Source organism: Cupriavidus pauculus, assembly GCF_008693385.1.
GTDB lineage: Bacteria > Pseudomonadota > Gammaproteobacteria > Burkholderiales > Burkholderiaceae > Cupriavidus > Cupriavidus pauculus_D.
Genome location: NZ_CP044065.1, coordinates 1,792,175 through 1,814,678 on the forward strand (window position 1 = coordinate 1,792,175; position 22,504 = coordinate 1,814,678).

The window sequence follows — 22,504 nt, forward strand, 5'->3', positions numbered from 1 at the left end:
GGACTTCCTCCACGCCATGGGCGGCCAATGCGTGCACACTGGCGGCCACCGGCCATCGTTCCTGCAAGACAGCGCACCCATGCAGCCTGCTCCCGCCCCCGCCGCCGCCTTCGACCCGGGCCTGATCCTGATGGCCTTTGCCCCGGTGTTCCTGCTGACCATCGGCTGGGAAGCCTGGTACTGGGCACGCCGCGACCGCACCGTCTACAGCTGGCGCGACACACTCTCCAACGCCTCGCTCGCGCTCATGCATCAGGCGTCCGACGCCTTCTTCCTGTGGCTGATGATCCGGACCGTCTACAGCTGGTGCTACGCGCACGGCCTGCGCGCGATGCCGGAGACCTGGTGGTCGTTTGCGCTGCTGCTGTTGCTGCAGGACTTTCTCTACTACTGGTTCCATCGCGCGAGCCATCGCGTGCGCTGGCTGTGGGCGTCGCATGTCACGCACCACTCGTCGGAGGGCATGAACTTCTCGACGGCATTCCGTCAGAGTCTGACGTATCCGCTCTCGGGCATGTGGCTGTTCTGGATTCCGCTCGCGCTTGTCGGATTCTCGCCGGACTGGGTGATTCTGGCCGTCGGCCTGAACCTCGCGTTCCAGTTCTTCGTGCATACGCGGCTCGGCGCGCGCTGGCCGCGCGTCGAGGCGGTCTTCAACACGCCATCGGTGCATCGCGTCCATCATGCGAAGAACCCCGACTATATCGACCGCAACTATGCGGGCGTGCTGACGATCTGGGACCGGATGTTCGGCACGTTCGTGCCCGAGCGGGACACTCCCGTGTATGGCATTACGCGCCAGGTGCGCACGCACAATCCGCTGACGCTGACGTTCCACGAGTGGCGCGACATGTTCGGCGATGCGTGGCGCGAGCGCGATCCGCGGTATCTGTGGAAGCCACCGGAATGGCGAGGCCCGGGGCGCGGCGCCGGCGATTGGAAGGAGTCCTCGAAAACGCTGATTCGGTGACATCTGTTACGGATTCTCACTATTCGCGCCCGTCGGCTGGGGGTAGAGTGGTTCTCGGGCATTTACCTTCTGGCGATGCCCGCCCGCATCGCCGCCATTGTGAGGATGAAGATGTTCAAGAAGACCGTTCCGACCCTGATCGCCGTCGCCGCCATTGCCGCTACCGCGGCTCTTGGCACCGCGTCGCTTGCGCAAGCGCAGACCAAGAACTACACCGAGGGTGGCGATCTCTACAGCGGCTCGCACACCAAGACCAACCCGAACGCCAACACGGCGAAGTCCGGGAAGTTCGATCCGTACACCGACGGCGCGAAGAAGTCGACGCGCTCGAATCTTGCCCCGGGCAAGAAGGCCGATCCGTACACCGATGGTGCCAAGACCGGCAAGGCGGATCCGTACACCGACGGTGCGAAGACGGGCAAGGCAGACCCGTATACCGACGGCGCCAAGAAGCCGTAATCCGCGCGTGACCGCATTCCCCTCTCCCTCGGGAGAGGGCGCGCAAGCGCTGCCCGAAGCGCCTACGCCAAAAGAATGACTAGGATTTACCCGTGCCTTCACGCAAATGTAAGGACATTACTGCTACTGTGGCGGCCATCGGGAAACGAAATCCGATTCGGGAGACTCAAGCCAATGCAGCCCAAAGCACTCGAAACGAATGAGCCAGTCGTTCTTGCCCTTGTCGATGCGGTCACCGCATGGCAGGCGGCCCTCGAGCAAACCCTGTCCGTATCCGGACTGACCTATTCCAAATGGCTGCTATTGCGTGCGATCGGGCAGGAACGCCTGGCGCGCGCCCAACCTTTCCATGGCGCCGTGTTCATGGACATCGCGCGGACGGAAGCGCTGCTGTCAGAACTGCATGACGACGGCTGGATCGAATTCGCCGAGACCGGCAATGCGTGCATCGCACCCGCTGCCCGCGCGCGCTTCGATCGCGCCGCGCAGGCGGTCAAGGCCCTGCATTCGGTCTCGGTCGGACATCTCAACAGCGAAGAGCGCGCGGCGCTCGGCGGCTTGCTGCAGCGCATGACCGGCACGCTGCACGATCACGCCGAACGACGAAGCCGGCTCGCGGCCTGAGCAGCCATCGCACGCACGCGAGCCGGAATATTTTGTCAGCCGGCGCGGCCAATCTTTCCTAAAGTGTGAGCATGCGTCGGCACATGCCGAGGGGATGCCATGCCACCGGAAAACGAAGAAAAAACCGCACTCCTGCTGGATGAACTGCTTGCGTTCGCGCAAGAACGATTGCCGGCCCAGACGTTCGGCATCGTCTCGCCGCTCCTGCGGCATTACTACGATCTGGCCGACGCCGAAGACCTGCTCGCGCGCGAGGTCGCGGATCTGTATGGCGCCGTGATGGCGCACTGGCAGACCGCGCAGAAGTTCAAGCCGGGCACCGTGGCGCGGCTGCGCGTCTACAACCCGAACCTCGAGGAGCACGGCTGGCATTCGGACCATACGATCGTCGAGATCGTGAACGACGACATGCCGTTCCTCGTGGACTCGGTGACGATGGAGGTCAATCGCGCCGGGCTTACGCTCCATTCGGCGATCCACCCGGTGTTCCGCGTCTGCCGCGACGCGCGCGGCGCCATCGAGAGCATCGGCCTGGGCGGCCCCGGGGCAGACGATAGCCCGAGCGGCGGCGCGTGCCAGCTGGAGTCGTTTATTCACTTCGAGGTCGACCGCACCGGCGATCCCGCGCAGCTCGAAGCGTTGCGCGACGGTATCGCGCGCATTCTGGGCGACGTGCGCGCGGCCGTGGAGGACTGGCCCGCGATGCAGAGCACCGCGCGCGAGACGGTCCAGCGCATGGCGAACACACCGGGCGCCAATACGCCCGCCGCCGTGGAGGCGCGCGCGTTCCTCCAGTGGATGATCGACGACCATTTCACGTTCCTCGGCCACCGCGATTACGAACTCGTGGCAAAGGACGGCCAGTTCTGGCTGCGCGGCGTGCAGGGTTCCGGCGCCGGCATCCTGCGCGAAAGCCTGCGCGCGCCCGGCGACGACGCGCTGACGCCGCTGCCGGCCGCCGCGCGCGGCATCATCGAAGGCGAATCGCCGATCTTTCTGACGAAGGCCAACTCGCGTGCCACTGTGCACCGGCCCGGCTATCTGGACTATGTGGGCATCAAGCTCGTCGATGCGAACGGCAAGCTGTTCGGCGAACGGCGTTTCGTCGGGCTCTACACGTCGACGGCCTATATGGTGCCAAGCAGCGAGATCCCGCTCGTTCGCCGCAAATGCGCGAACATTCTCGCGCGTGCTGGGTTTCTGACCAGGGGGCACCTGTACAAGTCGCTGGTCACGATTCTCGAGCAATATCCGCGCGACGACCTGTTCCAGGTGGATGAAGACGAGCTCTACGACACGGCGCTCGGCATCCTGCGCCTGCAGGAACACCAGCGCACGCGGCTGTTCGTGCGGCGCGACCGGTTCGATCGCTATGTCTCGTGCCTCGTGTTCGTGCCCCGCGACAAGTACAACACGGACCTGCGCCAGCGCATCCAGAAACTGCTCGTGCAGGCATTCAACGGCACGAGCTGCGAATTCACGCCGCTGCTGTCGGAGTCTCCGCTCGCGCGCATCCAGCTGACCGTGCGCGGGCAGCCCGGCACGATGCCCGAGGTCGATACGCGCGAACTCGAGGAGCGCATCGTCCAGGCCACGCGCCGATGGCAGGACGACCTTGCCGGCGCGCTGCACGAAAGCCGCGGCGAGGAACTCGGCAACCGCCTGCTGCGCCGCTATGGCGATTCGTTTCCGGCCGGCTATCGCGAGGACTACGCCGCGCGCACGGCCGTGCGCGATATCGAGCTCATGGAACAGGCGCGCCAGCACGCGAACGGGCTTGCCATGAACCTGTACCGGCCCATCGAGGCCGCGGCGGGCGCGTTCCGCTTCAAGGTGTTCCGCGCGGGCGAGCCCATCGCGCTCTCGCACAGCCTGCCGATGCTCGAGCATCTGGGCGTGCGCGTCGACGAGGAACGCCCCTATCTGATCGAACCCGACGCGGGCGCGCCCGTATGGATCCACGACTTCGGGCTCGAGATCGCGAACGATCATGACGGCACCCCGCTCGATGTGGAGATCGAGCGGATCAAGCCGCTGTTCGAGGATGCGTTCGGCCGCGCGTGGAATGGCGAGATCGAGAACGACGACCTCAACCGGCTGGTCCTGCGCGCGGGACTCGGCGCGCGCGACGTGACCATCCTCCGCGCGTACGCCAAGTACCTGCGGCAGGTCGGCTCGACGTTCAGCAACGCCTATATCGAACGCGCGCTGACGAGCAATCCGCGCATCGCGGCCATGCTGGTCGCACTGTTCATCGCGCGCTTCGACCCCGCGGTCGCCTGCGGGCTTCCGGACGCCAACGCTGGCGCCGCCCCCGATGCGCGCTGCCAGAAATTGCTCGACGATATCGGCGCCGCGCTGGATCAGGTGCCCAATCTCGACGAGGACCGCATCCTGCGGCTGTTCCTCAACGTGATGATGGCCACCGTGCGCACCAACTACTTCCTGCGCGATGCGCACGGCGCGCACCGCCCTTACCTTTCGTTCAAGCTCAATCCGGCGCTCGTGCAGGGCTTGCCGGAGCCGCGGCCGATGTTCGAGATCTGGGTGTACTCGCCACGCGTGGAAGGCGTGCACCTGCGCGGCGGGCGTGTCGCGCGCGGCGGGCTGCGCTGGTCGGACCGCCGGGAAGACTTCCGGACCGAGGTGCTGGGGCTGATGAAGGCCCAGATGGTGAAGAACACCGTGATCGTGCCGGTCGGGTCCAAGGGCGGCTTCGTGGTCAAGCGTCCGCCGCCGATGACGGACCGCGACGCGTTTCTCGCCGAAGGCGTGGCTTGCTATCAGACCTTCCTGCGCGGGCTGCTCGACCTGACCGACAACCTCGTCGCTGGCGAGCTGATTCCGCCGCCGAACGTGGTGCGCCACGACGAATCGGATCCGTATCTGGTCGTGGCCGCCGACAAGGGCACGGCCACGTTCTCCGATTACGCCAACGCGATTTCGGCCGAGTACAAGTTCTGGCTCGACGATGCGTTCGCCTCGGGCGGGTCGGTCGGCTACGACCACAAGAAGATGGCCATCACCGCGCGCGGCGCGTGGGAATCCGTCAAGCGCCATTTCCGCGAGATGGGCGTCGATATCCAGCGCACGCCATTCACCGTGGTCGGCATCGGCGACATGTCGGGCGACGTGTTCGGCAACGGCATGCTGCTGTCGCCGTGCATCCGGCTGCTGGCCGCGTTCGACCATCGCCATATCTTCCTGGACCCGGATCCCGATCCGGCGCGCACGCTGGCCGAGCGCGCGCGCATGTTCGCGCTGCCGCGGTCGAGCTGGGCCGACTACGACACGAAGCTCATCTCCGAAGGCGGCGGCATCTATCCGCGCACGGCCAAGTCCATCGCGCTGACGCCCCAGGTGCGCGCGGCGCTCGGCATCGAGGCCACGTCGCTGTCCCCGGCGGACCTGATCCACGCGATCCTGATGGCGCCGGTCGATCTGCTCTACAACGGCGGCATCGGCACCTATGTGAAGTCGGCCGGGGAGACGCACCAGCAGGTGGGCGACCGCGCCAACGACGCAGTGCGCGTGAACGGCAGCGAGTTGCGCTGCAAGGTCGTCGGCGAAGGCGGCAACCTGGGCTTCACGCAGCTGGGGCGGATCGAGTTCGCGCGCAATGGCGGACGCATCAACACCGATGCGATCGACAATTCCGCCGGCGTCGATTGTTCGGACCACGAAGTCAATATCAAGATCCTGCTCGGGATTGTCGTGCGCGATGGCGAGATGACCGAAAAGCAGCGCAACACATTGTTGGCGGAAATGACCGACGAAGTGGGCCTGCTCGTGCTGCAGGACAATTACTACCAGACGCAGGCGCTGTCCGTGGCCGGGCGCGAGTCGGCCACGCTGATCGATGCCGAGGCACGGCTGATCCGCTGGCTCGAACGCGCGGGCCGGCTCAACCGTCCGCTCGAATTCCTGCCGTCGGAGGAAGGCATCGCCGAACGCAAGGCCGACGGCGCGGGCCTCACCTCGCCCGAACGCGCGGTGCTGCTGGCCTACAGCAAGATGTGGCTGTACGACGAACTGCTCGTCTCCGACCTGCCCGACGATCCGCTCGTCGCCTACCTGCTGCCCGACTATTTTCCGAAGCCGCTGCGCGAACGCTATGCGGGCGCGATGGAGCGGCATCCGCTGCGCCGCGAGATCCTGGCCACGCATCTGACCAATATGCTCGTGAACCGCATCGGGGCGACGTTCGTCCATCATCTGATGGAAGAGACGGACGCGCGCCCGGCCGACATCGTGCGCGCGTGCATGCTGGCGCGCGACGTGTTCGGGCTGACCGCGCTGTGGCAGCAGATCGATGCACTGGACAACCGCGTGGACGATGCCGTGCAGGCGCAGATGTTCGGCGCGCTGGGCCGGCTGCTGGAGCGCGCGACGCTCTGGTTCGTCCGTTACCTGCGTGGCGGCGGCGCGGTGGAGGCCGGCGCCGCGCGCTTCGTCGACGCGGCGCGCTGGCTGACGCCACAGCTGCCGCAGTTGCTACCGGAGGACACCGCGGCCGCGCTCGATGCGCGCGTGCGCGAGCTGACCGAAGCCGGCGTCGAGCCGTCGCTGGCCATGGCCGTGGCCGCGAGCGACAACGCCGCCGCCGCGCTCGATATCGCGGAGGTCGCGGCCAATTGCGATCGCAGTCTCGACGCGGTGGCCGGCGTCTACTTCGCGCTCGACACGCATCTGAACTTCGGCTGGCTGCGCGAGCGCGCGCTGGCGCTGCCCGCCGACACGCACTGGGATCTGCTGGCGCGCACCACGACGCTGGAAGACCTCGGACGACTCAAACGCGCGTTAGCCACGAGCGTGCTATCGAGCGCGCCCGCGGTGGACGATGCCGCCACGCTGATCGATGCATGGCGCGCGGGCCGTCAGCCCGCGCTCGATCGCTATGCGCAGATGCTGGCGGACCAGCGCGCGTCGGGAGCGCCCGCGACGGCGGGTCTGTCGATGTTGTCGGTGGCGGTGCGCGAGATAGGGCTGCTCGATCGAGGGTGAAGTGAGGGTGAGGGGTGAGGGGCGATCAGTCGTCGATCGCATCCTCGTCGTCGATATCGCGCAGCGGCTCGAGGTCTTCCCCGAGCGCATCGCTGTCGTCGCCATCCGCGCCGCGCGCGCGAAACTCGATGCCCAGCCGGATGAACAGGTCGAACGCATCCGCGAGCATATGTTTTTGCCGCGGCAGCAGGCTGGCGTAGGGCATGTCGTAGATCGACTGATGCGTGCCGCGCGCGCCCTTGAGGCCACGATCGCGCGCGATGTCCGAAAGCAGCGCGGCGAACCCGGACAGGTCCTGCGCGGCAAGCGCGGCGTTCAACACCCTCGCGATGACCTGGGGGGTTGCGCCCGACCAGCCGATGACCTCGGCGTTCGAAGCGGAGTCGTGGGAAAGATCGCTAATGTCCATAATGTTCTTAACGGTCCCGTCTCCGCCGTCTTGAGGAAATCTGGCGCCGTCACGCCATTTTTTCCTTCAAGTTTCGGGGTCAGTGCCGTCGTCCGCGTGGGCGTTCGGGCTCGGCCGAGGGTGATTCCCGCCGAGATTGCCTGTATTCGATGGTGCCATCTCGCTTCTGCCTGGCTTGCACGGGATTGCGTGCGCCACACATCGGGCATCGGAACAAGAATCCCTGGCCCTCATTTTTGATCGTCACCTCTGACGGTTGCCACTGGGCACCGCAGGGTTGGTTCTGGCAGACAAACATATAGACTCCAAATACGCCGGGCATCGTAACATGGGTGTTGCGTCGGTCACATGCTACACAAGCAGAATTGTCCCCCTACCTTGGCGGGGGGCCGCCCATGCGCCACATGTTGGGCGGCTCGCCCAACGCGGTGCTCTGGTACATCCATGCGCCACATCCCGCGCAACGCCAGCGGCTGTCCACCTTGCATCGATTGGGCATGGCGCCGATGCCCGACGCCTGCAGATTCTCGTGTGGCGGCACACTTGCCGGCTCGCCCACCAGCAAATGGCAAAGGTCACAGGCCTGCATCGTGGCTCCTCGAATGATCCTTACTCAGCTTAGTCACAAAGCGGGGCCGACCCCAATGCGATCAAGGACTTCGGTGGCTCGCTAGAATGGCGGCATTTCGCCTTCCGCGTCTTCCCGACGCCCCCCAATCATGTTTACGCTTTCCGCCGACGCCACGCCTCTCTCCAAGACCGAGCACTATGCGGAGCTCGTGGAACTGGCGCGCGGCCTGCTCGGCGACGAACGCGACGTCGTCGCCAACGCGGCCAACTTCTCCTCGCTCGTCTTTCACTCGCTGCGCGATCTCAACTGGGCCGGCTTCTATTTCTACGACGGCACCGAGCTCGTCGTGGGGCCGTTCCAGGGCAAGCCCGCATGCGTGCGCATTGCCCTCGGCAAGGGGGTGTGCGGCACGGCCGCGCAGACGCGCGTCACGCAGGTCGTGCCCGATGTGCACGCGTTTCCGGGCCATATCGCATGCGACGCGGCCTCGCGTTCGGAGATCGTCGTGCCCCTCTTCGCCGAAGACGGCACGCTGATCGGCGTCTGGGACGTGGACAGCCCGGTGCCCGGCCGCTTCGACGACGAGGATGCGCGCGGCATGGAAGCGCTCTGCCGGGTCTTTATCGCGACCCTACCTCGCTGACTCTCGCGCGGAGTCTCGCACCGAACCTCCCGCTGAACCCCGCGCCCCGCCGATCGCATGGCGCACCGCATGCTGGACGAACGCGCGCACCGTCGCCGACGCTTCGCTGGCGCGATAGGCGAGCGCGACTTCGGACACGATGGGCTTGCCGGCGATCGGCCGGTACACCACGCCCGGTAACGCCACACAGGCCGCCAGCGAGCCGGGTACCACCGACACGCTGTTGCCGAGCGCGACGCGCGCGAGCACCGCGGCCAGCGTGCCGCCCCGCGGACCGATCGCGGCCGAGAAGCGGCCGCGGCGCGCCACCTCGACCGTGCCCGCCTCCTGCTCCGGCACCACGAACGTCGCCTCGCGCAATTGCGCGGGGTGGATCTCCAGTTCCCGCGCGAGCGGCGAGTCGGAGGGAATCGCGAGCAGGAACGCGTCGCGGTGCACCGTCTGCGTGCGCACGCCGTCGGGCAGTGCCATCGGCGGACGACAGTAGGCGACGTCGATCTCCCCCGCCTCCAGCATCGGGCCGATGCGGTCCATGACCACCTCGTCGATCCGGATATCGACGAGCGGATGCGTGTCCCGGAAGCCGCGGATGTTCTGCTGCAGCACGCCGGCGTACGCGGCCGACCCCACGTACCCCACTTCGATGCGCCCCACTTCGCCGCGTTCGGCACGCGCGGCCACGTCGATGCCGCGCGACAGATGCTCGAGCACGGCGAGCGCCTCCGGCAGGAATGCCTGCCCGGCGGCCGTGAGTTCGACGGAGCGGCGCGTGCGGTGGAACAGGCGGGCGCCCAGCAGGCGCTCGGCCTCCTGGATCCGTCGGGTGAGCATCGGCGGCGCGAGGTCGAGGGCCTCCGCCGCGTGGCCGAAATGCAGATGGCGCGCGACTTCCGCGACGGCGCGCAGGTGGGCGATATCGAGTGTCTTCATGGTTCTGTATTGACTCAATCGTCAATGAAGTTGTCACTGTATAGCAATGACAGGCAATACGGGGGTCGCTACCATGCAATCCTCGCTGGAACCCTGCCCCCGCACACCGATGTCCGCCCCCGCCTCTTCGCAACCGTTCTCGCGCCCCGACGCGCCACCCGATGCGCCCGGCCGCGGCAGCAAGGCCTTTGTCCTCGCCACCGCGTCGGCCACCTGCTCGCTGATCGTGCTCGACACGAATGTGGTGGCGGTCTCCCTGCCCGCGATCGCACGCACGTTCCAGGCGAGCTTCGCCGATGTGGAATGGGTGGTCAGCGCCTATATGGTCGCGTTTGCGTCGTGCCTGCTGCCCGCCGGCGGCCTGGCGGACCGGCTCGGGCGCAAGCGCATGATGGTGCTGGGGCTGGCGGTCTTCATCCTTGCGTCGGTCGGATGCGGGCTGGCGTCGACGGCGACCTTTCTCAATGTCGCGCGCGCGGTCAAGGGCGTCGGCGCGGCGATGCTGCTCACGGCCGCGCTGGCCATCATCGCCAATACCTTCCACGAAGGCGCCGAGCGTACGCGCGCCTGGGCCGTGTGGGGGACGTGCATGGGAATCACCACGACGATCGCACCGCTGGTCGGCGGCGTGATCACGCAGTGGGCCGGCTGGCGCTGGATCTTCCTGATCAATGTGCCCATCTGCCTGGTGCTCGTGGGCTGCGTGCGATATGCGGTGACCGAATCGCGCAATCCGGCGGCCTCCCGCATCGATGCACTGGGCAGTGCGCTGTTCGGCGTGGCGCTGATGCTGGGCATCTGGGCACTGATCGATATGCCCGCGCATGGGTGGACGTCGCTGGCCACGTGGTCGCGTTTCGGCGGCGCGGCGCTGCTGCTGGCCCTCTTCGTCGTGCACGAGCGTGCCACGGCGCATGCGATGATCGACCTCTCGCTATTCCGGCAACCGCGCTTTGTCGGCGCGGTGCTGGGGATGTTCGGCTATGCGGCCTGCGCGCAGGTGATGATGACGTTCCTGCCGCTGTATCTGCAGAACGCGTTCGAGATGTCGGCCGTGCAGGCGGGGGTGGGCATGCTGCCGTTCGCGCTGGCGATGATCGTCGGGCCCTATCTCGGCGCGCGGCTGTCGGCGCGCTTCGATGGCAGCCGCAGCGTGCTGGTGGCGGGCCTGCTGCTGATCGGCACGGGCAACGTGCTCGTCGCGGCGGTTGCCACGCATGCGCACTACGGCCTCGTGGCCGCAGGCATGGTCGTGACCGGCCTCGGTGCCGGGGTGATGAACGGCGATACGCAGAAGGCGATCATGGCCTGCGTGCCCGTGCACCGGACGGGGATGGCCTCCGGCATCAGCACCACGACGCGTTTCTCGGCGATCGTGACGGCGGTGGGCGTGCTCGGCGCGGTGCTGGCGTCGCGGACGCAGCTGGCGTTCGAGGATGCATTGCCCGCCGGGTTCGCGTGGCGCGATGCGCTGGGCGCGGACTTCCTGGCACGCGTGCTCGCGGGCGACATCGCGCAGGCCATCGCGCCGCTCGACGGGACGGCGCGGGCCTCCGTGGGGACACTGGCGAGTCAGGCGTTTGCGAGTGGCTTTGGCGCGGCGTTGATGGTGGCCGGCGTGGTGGCGCTGGTGCTGAGCGCCACCGTATGGTCGCTGTACCGTGCCGCGCGCTAAGGCGCGGCAACCGCATCAGCAGCGATAGTCCCCGCCGTCGCGGTCCAGCAGGCGCAGTAGCGCGGTCCACTCTCGGTCCAGGTGGACCGTGTCGAGGTACGCGTAGTCGTCGTGCTGTTTGGCCGCGTGCTCGCACACTTCCGGCGACGGGATCGTGACCTTCTGGCCCATCGACAGCGTCTTCACCTGGATCTCGCACGCGCGGTTCAGGTAGAACATGCGCGTGAACGCCTCCGCCACCGAGCGGCCCGTGGTCAGCAGGCCGTGGTTGCGCAGGATCAGGTAGTTGGCGTCTTTCATCGACGCGACGATGCGCGAGCGCTCGTCGAGGTCGAGCGAAATGCCTTCGTAATCGTGATAGTTCACGCGGTTGTAGAACTGCATGCTGATCTGGTTCAGCGGCAGCAGCCCGCATTCGAGCGCGGCCACGGCCATGCCCGCGTCGGTGTGCAGGTGGACCACGCACTCCACGTCATGGCGGCTCTGATGCAGCGCGCTGTGGATCGTGAAGCCGGCCGCGTTGACCTCGAAGCGGTTATCGCCGATGGGGCGCCCTTCGGTGTCGATCTTCACGAGGCACGACGCGGTAATCTCGTCGAAGAACCAGCCGTGCGGATTGATCAGGAACTGGTCGTTCGTGCCCGGCACGCGCACGGAAATATGCGTGTAGATGAGGTCGGTCAGGTTGAACTTGGCGGCCAGCCGGTATGCGGCGGCCAGTTGCACGCGCACCGCCCACTCTTCCTCGCTGATATTGAGCGGCTTGCGGTTGCGATGCGGATCGGTCGTGGAAATCATGGGTTTCCTTTCGAGATGTGAATTCAGACCAGCGCGGACATGACGATCTCCACGCGGTACGCGGGATCGGCCAGTTCCACCTTGCCGCAGCAGCGCGTCGGCGTCTCGCCCGGCGCCACCCACGCATCCCATACCGCGTTGAATGCATCGAAGTCTGCCATATCGGCGAGCCAGATCTGCGCGGTCAGCGCGCGGCGCTTGTCGGTGCCGGCTTCGGCCAGCAGCGCATCGACCTTGGCCAGCGCCTCGCGCGCCTGCGCGGCAATGTCGCCAGCCTTGTCGTCGGCCACCTGCCCGGCAAGGAACACCATGCCGTTGGCGACGACCGCGCGGCTGCGGCGGTGATTCTGGTCCAGACGGACGATCGGAGGGTTGGAAGTGCTGGCGGTCATGTCGAAAGTCCGGTTCAGGCGTTGGTCGTGACGATACGGCGGCAGTGGTCGAGTGCCGCGCCGATCAGGTTGTTGTTGGCCTCGGGCGTGCGGAACGCCGAGTGCGCGGACAGCGTGACGTTGGGCAGCGTCGTCAGCACGTGCCCCGCCGGCATCGGCTCCACGGTGAACACGTCGAGCCCCGCGTGCGAGATCTTGCCGCTGCGCAGCGCGGCGATCATCGCGTCTTCATCCACGAGCGCGCCGCGCGCGGTGTTGATCAGGATGGCGCCATCGCGCATGCGCGCCATGCGCTCGGCGGTGATCATGCCGCGCGTCTCGTCGGTCAGCAGCAGGTGCAGCGACACCACATCGCTCTGCGCGAGCAGCGTGTCGAGGTCCACGAACTCCACGCCTTCGTGCGTCTTCGGCGTACGGTTCCAGGCCAGCACGCGCATCCCCATGCCGCGCGCCAGTCGCGCGAGCTCCGCCGCGATGCCGCCGAAACCGATCAGGCCGATGGTCTTGCCCGTGAGCTGCACGGCGTCCGAACGCAGCCAGTTGCCCGCGCGCATCTCGCGATCCATCCGCGCGAAGTTGCGCGCCGACGCCCACATCAGCGCGAACGCGCACTCGGCCACGGCCGTGTCGCCATACCCCTTGATCGTATGCACGGTGATGCCGAGTTCGGCCAGTTCCTCGGGATTCATATAGCTGCGCGCGCCCGTGCCCAGGAACACCACGTGTTTGAGCCCCTTGCACTGCCGCGCGATGTCGGTCGGCAGATGCGTGTGGTCGATGATCGCGATCGGCGCGCCGGCGAGCGCGGCCGGCAGCTGTTCCGACTTGATATCGGGCTGCTGGTTGATCTCGAGCGGCAGGTCGTCGGCGCGGCGCAGGCGCAAAGACACTTCCGACAGTGTGGGATTGGCATCGACGAAGACGGCGCGCCATGCACCAGTATCGGACGTTTGGTTTGCGGAAGAGGTGGTCGAAATCATCGTGGTGGCTCTGCGATTAAAGGGATGGAGCGGTGGTTAGCAGGCTTGCGCCATTACAGTGCCGACCGAACCAAAACAGGGAAGATGCAGCGGCACTGCAGTGATCGCAGCATAACGCTTTACAGAATACAGATCAATAATTAAAGTCTGTATACAGGACGGAGTGCAGCGCTGGCCCAGCCGGCAAGTGCCCGTCGCCCTGTAACCCTGCTTAAGGAGCGTCCCCCATGACGATGCGCCCGGTTGTGCCATACAAAGCCCTGCTTTCCGCCACCCTGCTGGCTTCCACGCTGATGGCGTTCAGCGGCACCGCCGCCGCCCAGGACACGAAAGCGTGGCCGAACAGCACGATTTCGATCGTCAGCGGCTTTCCGGGCGGTGCCGCCACCGACATCTATGCGCGCAAGCTGGGCGTGGAACTGAACAAGGAGTTCGGCGTCTCGTTTATCTCCGATAATCGCCCCGGCGCGGGCGGCAATATCGCTTCCGCGCTGGTAGCGCAGGCCAAGCCGGATGGTTATACGTTCCTGCTGGGCACGGCCGGTACGCACGCGATTAATCCCGCGCTATATTCGAAACTGCAATTCGACGTGGTGAATGATTTCTCGCGGATCGCATTATTGGGAACGCTGCCGAATATCCTGCTGATCAACCCGGAGAAGCACCCCGAGATCAAGACCTGCGCGGATCTGCTCGCGGCCGCGCGCAAGGCGCCGGGCACGCTCAACTACGCGTCCACGGGCAATGGCGCGTCGGGCCATCTGGCCGGCACGCAGTTCGCCACGGCCTCGAAGACCAGCTATGTGCATATCCCGTACAAGGGCCAGGGTCCGGCCATGACGGCGCTGCTGTCGGGCGAGGTCGATTTCTTCTTCAACCAGAGCTCGCCGAGCCTGGGCCCGATCCAGTCCGGCAAGGTCCGCGCGCTCGCCGTCACGTCCCCGCAGCGCGTCAGCGTGCTGCCCGATGTGCCGACCGTCGCCGAGGCTTGCAACCTGCCGGGCTTCGAAAGCACGACGTGGTACGGCCTGTTCGGTCCGGCCGCCCTGCCCGCCGATATCCAGAACCGCATGTCGAAGGCCGTGCTCAAGGCCATCAACACCGACGAGTTCAAGGGATGGCTCGTCAGCCAGGCCATCCAGCCGATCAAGGACGGCGGCCCGGACGCATTTAAACGCGTGCAGCAGGCCGATATGAAGACCTGGGCGAAGATCGTCAAGGATTCTGGCGCGCACGTGGACTGATGCATGACCGCACGGGTGTATACACACCCGTGCACAGCATCGAATTCAGGTATATTCCTGCCTTCGCTTCGTTCAGACAGCCAGAATAGACAGGACCGACACCGTGGCAACAGCAGCAAGTGACAGCATCGTCGAGCAGGTCTACGACAAGCTCAAGGCCATGAGCGTCGGTTACGACTTCAAGCCCGGCGAACGCCTCAATGAAGGCGTGCTGGCGAGCGCGCTCGGCGTCAGCCGCACGCCGCTGCGCGAGGCGCTGACGCGCCTGACCACCGAAGGCCTGCTGCGCTTTTCGCCGGGCAAGGGCTTTTTCTGCCGGGACCTCGATGCGCAGGAAGTGTTCTCGCTCTACGAGATGCGCAAGATCGTGGAAGTGGAGGCGCTGCGCCTCTCGCTGGAACGCGCAAAGGACGAGGATATCGAGGCGTTGCTGACGTTCCTCGAGAACACGGGTCCCGAACCCGGCAACCGTTCGGTCGAGGAACTCGTCCGGCTCGACGAGACCTTTCACGAAAGCCTGATGGCGATGTCGGGCAACCTCGAGATGCTGCGCGTGCTGCGCAATATCAACGCGCGCATCCGCTTCGTGCGCTGGATCGATATGGAGCGCTGCGACCGCCGCGTCAGCCAGAACGACCACCGCGAGATCCTGCTGGGCCTGAAGGCGCGCGATGCCGATCGGTGCATCCCGATCCTGGCGCGCCATATCGACCGCCGCCACGACCAGATCGCCACCGCGCTCAAGGAAGGCCTCGCGCAGATCTACATGGGCTGATGCGCGCCTTTACCCCTGTTTCTCGGGGAACAGCGACAGCCTGATGTTCGTCAGCGCGGACACCGTTTCGCGCGACGCGCTGCCCGCGCCGTGCGCGATCGCGGCCAGCGCATTGTCGATCCGCGCGGCCAGCCGCGGCGGCGGCGCCAGCGCGGCACCCTCCCGCACCCTTCTCAGGTAGTGATACTCGAGCGAGCGCAGCACGCGCGCAAGCCGGCTCCGCGCGACGGGCGGCAACATGTCGAAATCGCGCTGGAGCGCCAGCGTGCCGAACCCCACCTGCAGTTCCGTAAAGCCCTTGTTCGACGTCTTGTCGCTGCTGGCCGCGAGCAGCGGCACGAGCCGCTGCAGCTGGTCCAGCATGCGGCCGCGCAACTGGGGATGCTCCTCCAGTTCACGGCGATCGGCACCGAGCGCGATGTCCTTCCAGCTTGCATGCACGAGCCGCCGCAGCACCGCGTGCGCGCCGAACGGCCGCACCATCACGACCCAGAGCGGCGCGAAGATCATCGCCGCGAAGGTTGCGATCGTGCCGTTGAACAGGTTGCCGAAGTTCGCGTCGTACAGCATCTGCACATTCGCGAACGACGCGGCATTGACCGATAGCAGCACCGCGAACAGATTGAAACCGGGCCGCGCGATCAGCGCGCCGATGATCAGGTACGGCACCGCGAGCAAACCCGCCAGTCCCGCGAAGTCATGCGCGAACGGCAGCACCACGAAGATGTAGAACCACGACACGACCAGGCACACCATGGCCCAGCGCACGAAGCGCCAGGCCGTGCGGCGCGGCTCGTCGATGGTCGCGTAGATGCAGGTGGTCAGCGCGGCCAGCGCAACCGGTGCGCCCCCTTCGATCCATCCCGACAGGATCCATGCGAGTCCCGCCACGAATGTCGCGCAGCCCGCCGTGAGCGCGTAGACGAGCAGCATCGCGTGATCGTGGTGATAGGCGCGCTCCCCGGGCTGGTCCGCATAGCGCAGCTCCGGCATGACCTGCTCGGTCGACCGGTCGCTGATGCGCTGCTGGAGCACGAGGCAGTCGTGCCAGAGATCGGACAGCGTGGCAAGGTGATGCTCGGCCGTGGCCACGAGGTCCGAGTGCCAGCCCGGCTCCGGCGCGCTCGCCGCCACCGTCGCCGGGTCGGGCAGGACGACCGTGCGGGCCTCGCCACGCATCCAGGCGGCCACGCCCGCCATGCGCTGTCCCAGTGCCTCGGGCACGCCCGCCGGATGCGCGTGCAAGGCGCTCAGCACGCTGGCCAGGCCGGACAGCTCGGGCAGCAGCATCGTCATGCGCGCATGCAGGCAGCGCGCGCAGCGGACCGCCATCGCCGTGTCGGCATCGAACTGCAGATGCGTGATCAGCGTGTCCAGCTGGCGGATGTCGGCGGCGAGCTTGTAGCGGCTGTCGTGCTGCTGCATGTCCCCCGGCGCGCCCGTCAGCATCGCCGACGCCCAGCGCGCGGCATCGGCCAGCCATACCGTGGTCTGCGCATGGAGCGCGGACGCCACGCGCGCGGGGAATACGAGCGACCCGATGACGCTGGCGCAGACGATGCCGATGCAGATCTCCTCCACGCGCGCGACCGCGAGGTCGAAGATCTGCAGCGGATCGTTGACCGCCGGCAGCGCGACGATCGGCAGCGTGTAGGCCGCCAGCAGGAACACGTAGCTGCGTGGCGAGCGTTCCATCAGCGAGAGGTACAGCAGCGTGCCGACCCAGAATGCGATGGCGCCCATCAGCAGCGGCGGCGAATCGACGAGCGGCGGCACCAGGGCCACGGCCGCGATGGCGCCGAGCAGCGTGCCGACCACGCGGTACGCCCCCTTCGAGCGCGTGGCGCCCGTCAGCGGATGGGACACGAGATACACGGTCGCCATCGCCCAGTAGGGGCGCGGCAACGCGAAGGCCAGCGCGATATACAGCGCGAGCATCGCGGCCGCGAACACCTTGGCTGAAAACACCCAGTCGCGTGCGCTGGGGAAGCCGATCATGCGAGCGAACATGGTGCGATCAGGCGACGAGGCCGCCGAGCCGCATGAGCAGGCGCATCAGCATCGCGAACACGAACACCGTGCCCACGCCGCCGAGCCACAGCAATGCCATCCATCCGAGCCGGAGACCGAGACCGGCCTCCGTGGCCCCGGTCGTCCCGGCGGCCTGCCGGGGCGCGTTGTCGAGATGTCGATCGTTCATTAGTGATACCCCTCCCCTGCCTTGACCTTGCCGCGGAACACGTAGTACGACCACGACGAATACGTGAGGATGATCGGCACGATGAACAGCGCGCCCACGAGCGCGAAGCCCTGGCTCTGCGGCGGCGACGAAGCCTGCCAGATCGAGACGTCCGGCGGAATGATGTTGGGCCACACGCTGATGGCCAGCCCCGTGTAGCCGAGGAACACCATCAGCAGCGCGAGCAGGAACGGCGACGCATTCGGCCGGCTGCCCAGCACGCGGATGATGCCGAACGCGGCGGCGAGCACGAGCACGGGTACCGGCGCGAACCAGAACACGTTCGGCAGCGAGAACCAGCGATGCGCGATCTCCGGATGCGTGAGCGGCGTCCATACGCTGGTGATGGCAATGAAGATCAGCATCATCGCGGTCAGCGGCGTGGCCGCCGCGATCATGCGGCCCTGCAGGCGGCCTTCGGTCTTCATGATCAGCCACGTGCAGCCGAGGAACGCATAGGCCACGACGACGCCGAGGCCCGTGAACAGCGGAAACGGCGCGAACCAGTCGAACGCCCCGCCCACATAGTCATGCCCGTTCACCGCGATGCCGTTGATATACGCGCCCAGCGCCACGCCCTGGAAGAAGCCCGCCAGCGCGGAGCCGCCGATAAACGCCTTGTCCCACAGATGGCGCGTGCGGTCGCTCGCCTTGAAGCGGAATTCGAATGCGACGCCGCGGAAGATCAGCGCCAGCAGCATGAGCATCAGCGGCACGTACAGCGCGCTCAGCACCACGCCGTACGCGAGCGGAAACGCGCCGAACAGCGCCGCGCCGCCCAGCACGAGCCACGTCTCGTTGCCGTCCCAGACCGGCGCGACGGTGTTCATCATCACGTCGCGGTCCACACGGTCGCTCACGAATGGAAACATGATGCCGATGCCCAGATCGAAGCCATCCATGACCACGTACATCATCACGCCGAAGTAGATCAGCGCGACCCAGATGAGGGGGAGATCGATTCCCATGACAGTTTGCCTCGTTAGCCGATTAATGGTTGCTGAACTGCGCAGCGGCGGTACCGGGGACGGTTCCGGATGCGCTGCCACCCATCGGCACCGCCTGCGGCGGCACCGGGATATGGCTGGGGCCCACGTCGCCGTGCGCGCCGCCATCGGGCCCCTTGTTCACGAGCTTGAGCATGTAGCGGATACCGGCGCCGAACAGCAGGAAGTAGACGACCACGAACGCCGCCAGGGAGCCCGCGATCGGACCCACGTCATGGCGCGACACCGCTTCGCTGGTGCGTAGCAGGCCATAGACCACCCACGGCTGGCGGCCGATCTCGGTGGTCAGCCAGCCGGCCAGCAGCGCGATCAGCCCGGTCGGGCCCATCGCCACCGCGAAACGCTGGAACAGGCGGTTGTGGAACAGCGCGCCGTTGCGGCGCAGGACGAGTCCCAGCAGGCCGAACAGGATCATCAGCACGCCGAGGGCGACCATCGCGCGGAACGTAAAGAAGATGACGGTCGAGTTCGGCCGGTCGGCCTTGGGGAAGTCCTTGAGCCCGCGGATCTGGCCGTCGAGGCTGTGCGTCAGGATCAGGCTGCCGAGGCGCGGAATCTCGATCGCGTATTTCGTGACTTCCTTGTCCATGTCAGGAATGCCGAACACGATCAGCGGAAAGCCGCTCGTATCGCCCTTGGGCGCGGTATCCCAGTGGCCTTCCATCGCGGCGATCTTGGCCGGCTGGTACTTGAGCGTGTTCAGGCCGTGCGCGTCGCCGACGAACGCCTGCACCGGCGCGATGATCAGCACCATCCACATCGCCATCGACAGCATCTTGCGCGACGCGGCCTCGGCCTTGCCATGCAGCAGCAGCCAGGCGCCCGCCGCCGCGACGAACAGCGCCGTGGACAGATAGGCGGCGATGCTCATATGGGCAAGGCGGTACGGGAACGACGGGTTGAAGATGACCGCGAGCCAGTCGGTGGGCACCACGCGGCCGTTCAGGATCTCGTAGCCCTGCGGCGTCTGCATCCAGCTGTTGGACGCCAGGATCCACGTCGTGGAGATCAGCGTGCCGACGGCGACCATGATCGTCGCCAGGAAATGCAGGCCCGGGCCGACGCGATTCCAGCCGAACAGCATCACGCCGAGAAAGCCCGCTTCGAGGAAGAACGCGGTCAGCACTTCATACGTGAGCAGCGGTCCGGTCACGCCACCGGCGAACTCCGAAAAGAAGCTCCAGTTGGTGCCGAACTGGTAGGCCATGACGAGGCCCGACACCACTCCCATACCAAAGTTGATGGCGAAAATCTTGACCCAGAAATGGAACAGGGTCTTGTAGACAGGGTCTTTGGTGCGCAGCCAGCATCCTTCGAGAACCGCGAGATAACTGGCGAGGCCAATCGTGATCGCGGGAAAGATGATGTGGAAGGAAACTGTGAATCCAAACTGGATACGCGCAAGTTCTAGTGCGGTTATTCCGTGCATCGCTGGGCTCTCTTCGGTGGACAGCGGCATCCGTTCGTGCCGTGTTGCGAAGATTAAGAGAGCCTCGGTAAAAGCGACGGATACAGTTGCGACGGTTGCGGCGAAGCTCAGCGCCAGCGTCGTGCGGACAGGAAATCATGCGCGGGAATGCGCGAAAACGCGCGTACGGCGCGTGCGAACTGTCGTGAAAACCCGTCGCGGGAACTGTCGTGCGAACTGTGTTGCACAGCCGTGTCGCGCACTGTATCCGTCGATATCGGCACGGTGCCACTACCATGGTTCCATGGCTCGACGCCAAGCACTCAACGTCTCAACGTCCCAACGTCCCAACGTCCACGGAGAACGCATCATGCCAGCACGCACCGCACGTACGGAAAGCCTCAACCGCCTGAACCTGACCACGGCATTGCAGGCCATGATCCTCGCCGCGAGCGCCTTCGTGGCCCTGCACGTGCAGAGCGCGCATGCGGAGACCGCCGCGCAGCGGCAGACGCTTGCCGCGCTGAAGGCCAGCAAGCCGCAGCCGTGCAACGCGCCCGTCACGCATGCGAGCCTCGAGCGCGAGCTCGCGAACCTCGAAGCCGCGGGGTTCAACCCTGCCGGTAACGACAACGACTACCCGCAGAACCTGGAGCGCGCGGAACGCATCGTCGCCGCGCACACGCCGGCCTGCACCATGGGCTGATTTTCCGAGGTCGCGGCGTGGAGGCCGTCATGAAGCAAGACCCTCCTCCTCCTCGTCTTGCGCTCCCCTCTTGCGGGTACCCCTCACCAGCCCGCACGGCCTGCCGCGACTTTTTTTTATTCTGTTTTTGCTGCGCGCTTTTCTGGTCTATACGACGATTTCGCGAATGCCGTCCGGCCTGCGCGCCAGCAGGTCGGCCAGGCGGCGTAATCCGCTCGCCAGCAGCAGCCGATCCGCCGCGCCGCCCAGCGAGATGCGAATCGCATTCGCGCGCTGCGATCCCACTTCAAATGCTTCCGACGGCGTGACACGCAGTTCCTCCGCGCGCGCCGCGTTGGCGAGCGCCTGCGACGTCCAGTAGCTCGGCAGCGTGTACCAGAGGTGAATGCCGCTCGGCGGTGCCTGTCCCACGCTCGATAGCAACTGCCGCGCGATGGTCTGCCGCGCGGCCGCTTCGCGCCGGATGCCGCCGAGCAAGGTCTCGGCCGCGCCGTCGTGGATCCATTGCGTGGTCACCGCCGTCGTCAATGGCGCGGACATCAGCGCGAACGCGCGCAGCGCGGCGAGGACCGCTTCTTCGGCCACGCTCTCGGGCAGCACCACGAAGGCGGTGCGCAGCCCGGGGCTCAGGCACTTCGACATCGTGGAAACGTAGCAGACACGATCGGGCGCGATGCGCGCGAGCGGCGGCGGTGCGTCCGGCGTCAGCAGCCAGTACGGATCGTCCTCGACGATCAGCAGGTCGTTGCGCGCGGCGGCCGCGACGATTTCATGCCGGCGCGACTCGGGCATCGTCCAGGTGGTCGGGTTCTGCGTGGTCGGATTGAGGTAGACGAGCCGCGCGCGCGGCCCTTCCGCGCGATCGCGGCAGGCCTGCTCGAGCGCGTCGGGCCGCATGCCATCGGCATCCACGTCCACCGCGATGACGCTGCGCCCCAGTTGCTCGGCCGCGAGCCGGACACCCGGGTAGGCCAGCGGCTCCGTCAGAATCGCCTCGCCGGGCTGCGTCTGCGCCAGAATCAGCGCCGCGAGCGCGGACTGCGCGCCGGGGCACACCATCAGCCGATCCGGCTCCACGGCGCCGAGCATCGGCGCGAGCCACATCACGCCGGCCGCGCGGTCGCTATGGCTGCCGCCGCCGAGCTGATACGTCATCAGCAGGCTCGCATCGGCGCGCAGCAGCACCTGCGACACGCCACGGCGCATCAGGTCGTCGAAGTCCACGCCGTCTGGCGGCGGCGGCACATTCATGCTGAGGTCCACGCGCTGCGCGAGCTCCACGCGCGGCGCGGCGACGAACGTCCCGAGCGCGCCGCGCGCGTCGATCAGATGCCGGCGGCGCGCCTCCGTGAGCGCGCGCGTGACCGTGGTCAGGTCCACGCCGAGGAGTGCGGCAATTCGCCGCTGGGGTGGCAAACGGTCGCCGGGCACGAGCGCGCCGTCGGCAATCGCCTGCTCGATACGTCCCACGATCTGCAGGTAGCGCGCCCCGCCGCCCGCACTGAAGCCAGTCAGCCAGGCAGTGGCGCCGTCATCTTGTATGGAAGTTTTCTCTCGCATGGGGCCAGGGCAAATCTGTTGCTTGTTGGTGGATTCCGGACGATTTGGTCGCTTGTATGGGCGTTGTCTTACCTTATCTTCCGCCGCGACATCCCGTATTTCCATACATT

General features: G+C 66.5%; 20 protein-coding genes. 9 read left to right on the plus strand and 11 right to left on the minus strand.

Annotated features, from left to right (window positions below; all coding sequences use genetic code 11):
- The first annotated feature begins 79 nt into the window (after positions 1-79).
- The 4 genes from FOB72_RS08170 to FOB72_RS08185 all read left to right on the plus strand — a co-directional run bounded on the left by FOB72_RS08170 (position 80) and on the right by FOB72_RS08185 (position 7,057).
- Positions 80-970: a sterol desaturase family protein gene (locus FOB72_RS08170; RefSeq protein ID WP_150372067.1), complete on the plus strand. Its 891-nt coding sequence runs from the start codon at positions 80-82 to the stop codon at positions 968-970.
- A gap of 111 nt (positions 971-1,081) precedes the next feature.
- Positions 1,082-1,429, plus strand: coding sequence for a hypothetical protein (locus tag FOB72_RS08175; RefSeq protein ID WP_150373803.1), 348 nt, complete (start codon positions 1,082-1,084; stop codon positions 1,427-1,429).
- A 174-nt stretch (positions 1,430-1,603) separates the two neighbouring features.
- Positions 1,604-2,053, plus strand: a complete 450-nt coding sequence (locus FOB72_RS08180) for a MarR family transcriptional regulator (RefSeq protein WP_150372068.1) — start codon at positions 1,604-1,606, stop codon at positions 2,051-2,053.
- A 99-nt stretch (positions 2,054-2,152) separates the two neighbouring features.
- Positions 2,153-7,057 carry an NAD-glutamate dehydrogenase gene (locus FOB72_RS08185; RefSeq protein ID WP_150372069.1) on the plus strand — a complete coding sequence of 1,635 codons (4,905 nt, stop codon included), beginning with the start codon at positions 2,153-2,155 and terminating at the stop codon, positions 7,055-7,057.
- Between the two features lie 25 nt (positions 7,058-7,082).
- On the opposite strand, the gene FOB72_RS08190 is transcribed toward FOB72_RS08185, so the two are convergent.
- Both FOB72_RS08190 and FOB72_RS32450 read right to left on the minus strand, forming a co-directional pair.
- The gene (locus FOB72_RS08190; protein WP_150372070.1) at positions 7,083-7,466 is read right to left on the minus strand and encodes a hypothetical protein; all 384 of its coding nucleotides are present in this window, start codon (positions 7,464-7,466) and stop codon (positions 7,083-7,085) included.
- A gap of 79 nt (positions 7,467-7,545) precedes the next feature.
- On the minus strand, positions 7,546-7,764 hold the full coding sequence (locus FOB72_RS32450; RefSeq protein ID WP_150372071.1) for a hypothetical protein: 219 nt from the start codon (positions 7,762-7,764) through the stop codon (positions 7,546-7,548).
- Positions 7,765-8,185: 421 nt separating this feature from the next.
- On the opposite strand from FOB72_RS32450, the gene FOB72_RS08205 reads away from it, so the two are divergent.
- On the plus strand, positions 8,186-8,680 hold the full coding sequence (locus tag FOB72_RS08205) for a GAF domain-containing protein (protein WP_150372072.1): 495 nt from the start codon (positions 8,186-8,188) through the stop codon (positions 8,678-8,680).
- Here the strand turns inward: FOB72_RS08205 and FOB72_RS08210 are convergent.
- Entirely contained in the window at positions 8,669-9,610 is a 942-nt protein-coding gene (locus FOB72_RS08210; protein WP_150372073.1) for a LysR family transcriptional regulator, read from the minus strand. The two genes, FOB72_RS08205 and FOB72_RS08210, sit on opposite strands and share 12 nt — an antisense overlap.
- Positions 9,611-9,656: 46 nt before the next feature.
- Here FOB72_RS08210 and FOB72_RS08215 point away from each other — a divergent pair, with 46 nt between their 5' ends.
- A complete protein-coding gene (locus FOB72_RS08215; RefSeq protein ID WP_411859818.1) occupies positions 9,657-11,285 on the plus strand; it encodes an MFS transporter in 1,629 nt (542 codons plus the stop codon).
- 15 nt (positions 11,286-11,300) lie between these two features.
- Here the strand turns inward: FOB72_RS08215 and FOB72_RS08220 are convergent, their stop codons facing one another.
- The 3 genes from FOB72_RS08220 to FOB72_RS08230 are packed head-to-tail and all read right to left on the minus strand — an operon-like array spanning position 11,301 to position 13,455.
- Positions 11,301-12,083 (minus strand): class II aldolase/adducin family protein, encoded by a 783-nt coding sequence (locus FOB72_RS08220; protein ID WP_150372075.1) that lies wholly within the window; start codon positions 12,081-12,083, stop codon positions 11,301-11,303.
- Between the two features lie 23 nt (positions 12,084-12,106).
- Complete coding sequence (locus FOB72_RS08225; protein WP_150372076.1) at positions 12,107-12,475, minus strand: RidA family protein; 369 nt, start codon at positions 12,473-12,475, stop codon at positions 12,107-12,109.
- Between the two features lie 14 nt (positions 12,476-12,489).
- Positions 12,490-13,455 carry an NAD(P)-dependent oxidoreductase gene (locus FOB72_RS08230; protein WP_150372077.1) on the minus strand — a complete coding sequence of 322 codons (966 nt, stop codon included), beginning with the start codon at positions 13,453-13,455 and terminating at the stop codon, positions 12,490-12,492.
- 227 nt (positions 13,456-13,682) lie between these two features.
- Here FOB72_RS08230 and FOB72_RS08235 point away from each other — a divergent pair, with 227 nt between their 5' ends.
- Complete coding sequence (locus FOB72_RS08235) at positions 13,683-14,699, plus strand: Bug family tripartite tricarboxylate transporter substrate binding protein (protein ID WP_223851465.1); 1,017 nt, start codon at positions 13,683-13,685, stop codon at positions 14,697-14,699.
- A gap of 103 nt (positions 14,700-14,802) precedes the next feature.
- Positions 14,803-15,474, plus strand: coding sequence for a GntR family transcriptional regulator (locus FOB72_RS08240; RefSeq protein ID WP_150372078.1), 672 nt, complete (start codon positions 14,803-14,805; stop codon positions 15,472-15,474).
- Positions 15,475-15,483: 9 nt separating this feature from the next.
- On the opposite strand, the gene FOB72_RS08245 is transcribed toward FOB72_RS08240, so the two are convergent.
- The 4 genes from FOB72_RS08245 to FOB72_RS08260 are packed head-to-tail and all read right to left on the minus strand — an operon-like array spanning position 15,484 to position 20,149.
- Positions 15,484-17,484, minus strand: a complete 2,001-nt coding sequence (locus FOB72_RS08245) for an FUSC family protein (protein WP_317889536.1) — start codon at positions 17,482-17,484, stop codon at positions 15,484-15,486.
- Between the two features lie 7 nt (positions 17,485-17,491).
- Positions 17,492-17,674: a DUF2474 domain-containing protein gene (locus FOB72_RS08250; protein ID WP_150372079.1), complete on the minus strand. Its 183-nt coding sequence runs from the start codon at positions 17,672-17,674 to the stop codon at positions 17,492-17,494.
- On the minus strand, positions 17,674-18,681 hold the full coding sequence (gene cydB, locus FOB72_RS08255; RefSeq protein WP_150372080.1) for a cytochrome d ubiquinol oxidase subunit II: 1,008 nt from the start codon (positions 18,679-18,681) through the stop codon (positions 17,674-17,676). Before cydB ends, FOB72_RS08250 begins: the two co-directional genes overlap by 1 nt.
- A 22-nt stretch (positions 18,682-18,703) precedes the next feature.
- On the minus strand, positions 18,704-20,149 hold the full coding sequence (locus FOB72_RS08260; protein WP_150372081.1) for a cytochrome ubiquinol oxidase subunit I: 1,446 nt from the start codon (positions 20,147-20,149) through the stop codon (positions 18,704-18,706).
- Between the two features lie 349 nt (positions 20,150-20,498).
- On the opposite strand from FOB72_RS08260, the gene FOB72_RS08265 reads away from it, so the two are divergent.
- Positions 20,499-20,834, plus strand: a complete 336-nt coding sequence (locus tag FOB72_RS08265; RefSeq protein ID WP_223851466.1) for a DUF4148 domain-containing protein — start codon at positions 20,499-20,501, stop codon at positions 20,832-20,834.
- Between the two features lie 147 nt (positions 20,835-20,981).
- On the opposite strand, the gene FOB72_RS08270 is transcribed toward FOB72_RS08265, so the two are convergent.
- Positions 20,982-22,394 carry a PLP-dependent aminotransferase family protein gene (locus FOB72_RS08270; RefSeq protein WP_150372082.1) on the minus strand — a complete coding sequence of 471 codons (1,413 nt, stop codon included), beginning with the start codon at positions 22,392-22,394 and terminating at the stop codon, positions 20,982-20,984.
- Positions 22,395-22,504 lie beyond the last annotated feature (110 nt).